The sequence below is a fragment of the Burkholderiales bacterium genome, assembly GCA_013695435.1.
Taxonomy (GTDB): Bacteria; Pseudomonadota; Gammaproteobacteria; order Burkholderiales; family JACMKV01; genus JACMKV01.
In genome coordinates this window covers 1-4,111 of record JACDAM010000067.1, presented here as the reverse complement: position 1 = coordinate 4,111, position 4,111 = coordinate 1, and the positions used below count along the sequence as shown (strand labels likewise).

Sequence of the window (4,111 nt, the reverse complement as noted above, 5' to 3'; positions counted from 1 at the left end):
CATTGCGCCAACTTCATCCAGCGTGACCTCATCGTTGCGCACGACGCGGACCTCCTGCCCCAGCTCACCAAGATACTGCACCAGGTTGAAGGTGAAGGAATCGTAATTGTCGATCATCAGCAGCATAAAACAGATAAGCCTTTGATTATCATTGCTAGATTGTGACTTCTGGGAAATTGATACCCGCAAAGTTACCCGCTTTTGTTTCGCACATGACTTCAGGCGCGCATTTTCTCTTAATTCTCGGCTACAAGAAACATCAATTGTCCGATTACGTCTGCTTGGTTAGGCGACCGAGAACAGAGACCGTTCTAACCATTGCACAATATTCTATTTATCGTTAGAATGTTGGAATGAAAAAGCGAACCCTAAAAGATCTGCTGTACGAACAAGTCGCCCGCATAGGCAAGGCCGTTTCCAGTCCCAAGCGGCTAGAGTTGTTGGAGTTGCTGGCGCAAGGGGAAAAAACCGTCGAGGCGCTATCTATCGAATTGTCGGTCGACATCAAGCTCACAAGCGCCCATTTGAAGGCATTGAAGGACGCTCGCTTAGTCTCCTCACGGCGCGATGGCAAGTACGTCATCTATCGACTCACAGGTCAAGATGTGGCTGGCCTTTGGGTGATGTTGCGACAGGTAGCTGAGGAGCACTTGGTGGAGCTAAGACTGGCTCTGGATCAGATGGTGGCCGATCCAGCCAAGCTTGCATCTGTCAGCCGTGAAGTGCTACTGGAGCAGGCGCGGCGCGGCGACGTCGTCGTCATCGACGTGCGTCCGCAAGCCGAATACGAGGTAGCGCACCTGCCCTTTGCCCGCTCAATGCCAGTCGCCGAGATCGAAAAACGGCTCTTGGAGCTACCAGCCGACAAAGAGATTGTTGCGTATTGCCGAGGCCCCTTCTGTTTGCTTTCCGACGAAGCATTGGCTTTGCTCGGAGCGAGGGGCTATCGGGTACGCAAGATCCTTGATGGCGTCAGCGAGTGGCGAGCGGCTGGACTGCCGGTCGAAGCGTTGGTCGAGAAATGAACCGACCACTGACAGCGTTTTAATCAACAAAATGGTGCGCCGTAATTTTCGACGGCTTGACAGCAACCATCAAATGAAAAGCTAGAGACATGAGTTCCATACTTTTTATTCTCAACGACGCTCCTTACGGTAACGAGCGCGCCTACAACGCTCTGCGTCTTGCCGGTGCTCTCGCCAACAAGGACGATCAGCGCGTTCACGTCTTTCTGATGGCCGATGCGGTCGGCTGCGCCAAGTCGGGGCAGAAAGTCCCAGAAGGCGACTACAACATTCAATTGATGCTAGACAAGGTTTTGCGCAAAGGCGAAGTCGCGTTATGCGGCACTTGCATGGATGCACGCGGCATGGCCGAGTCGGAAATGATGGAAGGTGCAAAGCGTTCGACGCTTGCGCAGCTCGCCGACTGGACGGGTTGAGGCAAGCAAGGTTTTGGTTTTCTGAGGAGGCATCGGCGATGTTTTTCAAGCAACTTGCCACCAAGGATTCGTCCTTGTCCTATTTTTTCGGCTGCGCGAGTCTGGGCAAGGCCGTCGCGGTGGACGTCGTCGCGGGTGACGAAGACTGGTTAGTAGAGGAAGCCCGCAAAGCTCAGGTCGAAATCCTCTGGGTGATTGACACACACGTTCACGCGGATCACTACTCGGGTGGGCGCACGTTGGCCCAGCGCGTCGGCGCATCGTATTGTCTGCACGAGTCCGATCAGGCTTTGGTGAAATATGACTTTGAACCCTTGCGTGACGGACAGTTGCTGGATATCGGCAACGTCAAGGTGACGGTGCTGCACACGCCGGGCCATACCCCGGACAGCGTCTGCCTGCTTGTCACCGATGCACGTCGCGGCGAAGCTCCTTGGTTCGTAATCACCGGGGACACCTTGTTCGTAGGCGCAGTGGGCCGTCCGGACTTGGCGGGGCGAGAAGTGGAAATGGCGGACGTGCTATACGACAGCCTGCATACGAAGCTGCTGACGCTGCCCAATGAACTGGAAATCTTCCCAGGCCATCAGGCAGGCAGCGCTTGCGGAGCAGGTCTGTCTGGCAAACCATCTTCGACGATCGGTTTCGAGAAGCGCTGGAATGCCGCGCTGATGATGGACAAAGCTACCTTCATCGATCACTTGACCGCTTCCATTCCCTCGCGACCAGCAGATATGGATCGCATTATCGCCGCCAACATCGCGACCTGAGCGGACGGCGAACCCATGAACCTTCAGCACGGCATTCGCGCCAACCTTGACCAATTCCTGCACCAACTGCTGCAGGTGCTTCTCGTCGGTCTAACCATCGGCATGATGCGCACCGTAGTGCCCGCGTTGGCCGAATCGGAGTTCGGCGTACCGAAGAACTCTTTCGTACTGCTCACCTCGTTCGTGGTGGCATTCGGGATCGTTAAGGGTGCCATGAACTTTGTCGCGGGGCGTCTTTCTGAACGAATTGGTCGCAAACAGGTGCTGTTGATCGGATGGGCGGTAGCAGTGCCCATCCCGCTGATGGTCTGGTACGCCCCCAATTGGAATTGGATCGTTCTGGCAACCGTGCTACTCGGAATCAATCAGGGGCTGACTTGGTCTATGACCCAGACTTCCAAACTCGACATCACGCAACTCAACGAGCGCGGGCTCACCATCGGCCTCAATGAGTTTGCGGGCTACCTCGGCGTCGCGCTCGCAGGCATCGTTACCGCCTATCTTGCGACCGTGCTTGGCGCACGCGAGGGGTTGCTCGCATTTGGTCTCATCGTCATCGGACTGGCCCTTTTTCTCACACAGTTGTGGGTCAAGGACACCTTGCCCTGGGCAAAAGCTGATGCCGCCCGACACCGTGGCACTACTTCGCATTCCATGCCCCGCTATCCAACGAATATTTCCCCGCAACCGGGCACTTGGGAAATTTTCGCGCTCATGTCCTGGCGCGACCGACGCTTGGCGGCCATCAGCCAAGCTGGACTGGTCGAAAAGTTCGTCGACGCCCTAGTGTGGGTCTTTTATCCTGTGTTCCTTTACCGGCAGGGTGTCAGCCTGCCTAACGTGGGCTGGATCATTGGGGTCTATGGTTTCGTCTGGGGTGGATCGCAGCTTTTCACCGGACGCCTGTCGGACACCATTGGACGCCATCACCCCAACCTGTGGGGTATGTGGATCTGCGGTGCAGGCGTGGCAATGATGATGCTGGGTAGTGGCGTGGCGTGGTGGACTCTCTCCGCGGCGATTTCCGGCTTCGGCATGGCACTACTCTATCCCAACCTCTCTGCAGCGGTGGCCGATATTTCTCATCCCGATTGGCGTGGTTCGGCTATCGGCATCTACCGCTTCTGGCGCGATCTGGGATACGGAATCGGCGCGCTGGGGCTTGGCTTGACCGCCCATTTCAGTGGACAGATGGAGGCTGCTTTCTGGTTCGTTGCCCTTTCGATGTTCTTGTCCGGTGCGCTGCTGTGGTGGTTCGGCGAAGAAACCCACCCAAGAATTAACCCCGCTTGACAGCAAGCTACACCGTGCGAGACTTTGCAAAGCTCAGACTCATGCTGACCGCTACGCGCGCATCCAGAGCGCTATTGTCTTTGGCGACCGAAAACAAAAAAATAGACGACAGACACAACAAAGCCGCCAGGCGGCAGTTTGCTGGTAAGCGCCTGCAGTCAGTGCCGTTGCACCAGCGTGACGTCCACATTTTCCATTTGAGCAATGTCGCTGATGGTTCGCACTTTTCCGTCGTCGAGCAGGCGCTGCCAGTGATGCGCCAACCCCAGCGCCCGGATCAACGGCGTGTCCTGCGCTGCCTTGCGTTCGCGTCGCTCCACCGTTGCCTCGACCTGAAACTGCTCTGGCGCATCGATGGGCGTAATGACTTGTCTCCTCACACCGCGTTTAACCAGCGTCCAAGGAATGAATGTTTCCATTTGCACGCCGCCTGCCGGGCTGGGCGTTTGGTACGTGACCGGATCACCGATCAGCAATCCCTTAAGCTGCATGTTATCGCTTGCCCTTATTCTTGCCCCTAAACCAATGCTAACAATTGCCGGTCGTACCGCTGAATTCGCGCCGCGTATTCTACTGCCTCTCGTTGGCGGTCGGGTTCCCGCCGGCT

At 56.4% G+C, this 4,111-nt stretch carries 6 protein-coding genes; 4 read left to right on the top strand and 2 right to left on the bottom strand.

Annotation, left to right across the window (positions count from 1 at the left end; all coding sequences use genetic code 11):
* On the bottom strand, nucleotides 1-126 hold a 126-nt coding region (locus H0V78_04055; GenBank protein MBA2350978.1), incomplete at its 3' end, for an anthranilate/aminodeoxychorismate synthase component II.
* A gap of 227 nt (nucleotides 127-353) precedes the next feature.
* Between H0V78_04055 and H0V78_04050 the strand changes: the two genes are divergently transcribed.
* The 4 genes from H0V78_04050 to H0V78_04035 all read left to right on the top strand — a co-directional run bounded on the left by H0V78_04050 (nucleotide 354) and on the right by H0V78_04035 (nucleotide 3,504).
* Nucleotides 354-1,025: a metalloregulator ArsR/SmtB family transcription factor gene (locus H0V78_04050; GenBank protein MBA2350977.1), complete on the top strand. Its 672-nt coding sequence runs from the start codon at nucleotides 354-356 to the stop codon at nucleotides 1,023-1,025.
* Between the two features lie 89 nt (nucleotides 1,026-1,114).
* Nucleotides 1,115-1,441, top strand: coding sequence for a DsrE family protein (locus H0V78_04045; protein MBA2350976.1), 327 nt, complete (start codon nucleotides 1,115-1,117; stop codon nucleotides 1,439-1,441).
* A gap of 38 nt (nucleotides 1,442-1,479) precedes the next feature.
* A complete protein-coding gene (locus H0V78_04040) occupies nucleotides 1,480-2,211 on the top strand; it encodes an MBL fold metallo-hydrolase (GenBank protein MBA2350975.1) in 732 nt (243 codons plus the stop codon).
* Between the two features lie 15 nt (nucleotides 2,212-2,226).
* The gene (locus H0V78_04035; GenBank protein MBA2350974.1) at nucleotides 2,227-3,504 is read left to right on the top strand and encodes an MFS transporter; all 1,278 of its coding nucleotides are present in this window, start codon (nucleotides 2,227-2,229) and stop codon (nucleotides 3,502-3,504) included.
* A 158-nt stretch (nucleotides 3,505-3,662) separates the two neighbouring features.
* On the opposite strand, the gene H0V78_04030 is transcribed toward H0V78_04035, so the two are convergent.
* Nucleotides 3,663-3,995 carry a hypothetical protein gene (locus tag H0V78_04030; GenBank protein ID MBA2350973.1) on the bottom strand — a complete coding sequence of 111 codons (333 nt, stop codon included), beginning with the start codon at nucleotides 3,993-3,995 and terminating at the stop codon, nucleotides 3,663-3,665.
* Between the last annotated feature and the right edge of the window lie 116 nt (nucleotides 3,996-4,111).

Bases quoted from the DNA above. Each gene is read 5' to 3' on its own strand.
- H0V78_04050 (MBA2350977.1), top strand. From the start codon at position 354: ATGAAAAAGCGAACCCTAAAAGATCTGCTGTACGAACAAGTCGCCCGC.
- H0V78_04045 (MBA2350976.1), top strand. From the start codon at position 1,115: ATGAGTTCCATACTTTTTATTCTCAACGACGCTCCTTACGGTAACGAG.
- H0V78_04040 (MBA2350975.1), top strand. From the start codon at position 1,480: ATGTTTTTCAAGCAACTTGCCACCAAGGATTCGTCCTTGTCCTATTTT.
- H0V78_04035 (MBA2350974.1), top strand. From the start codon at position 2,227: ATGAACCTTCAGCACGGCATTCGCGCCAACCTTGACCAATTCCTGCAC.
- H0V78_04030 (MBA2350973.1), bottom strand. From the start codon at position 3,995: ATGCAGCTTAAGGGATTGCTGATCGGTGATCCGGTCACGTACCAAACG.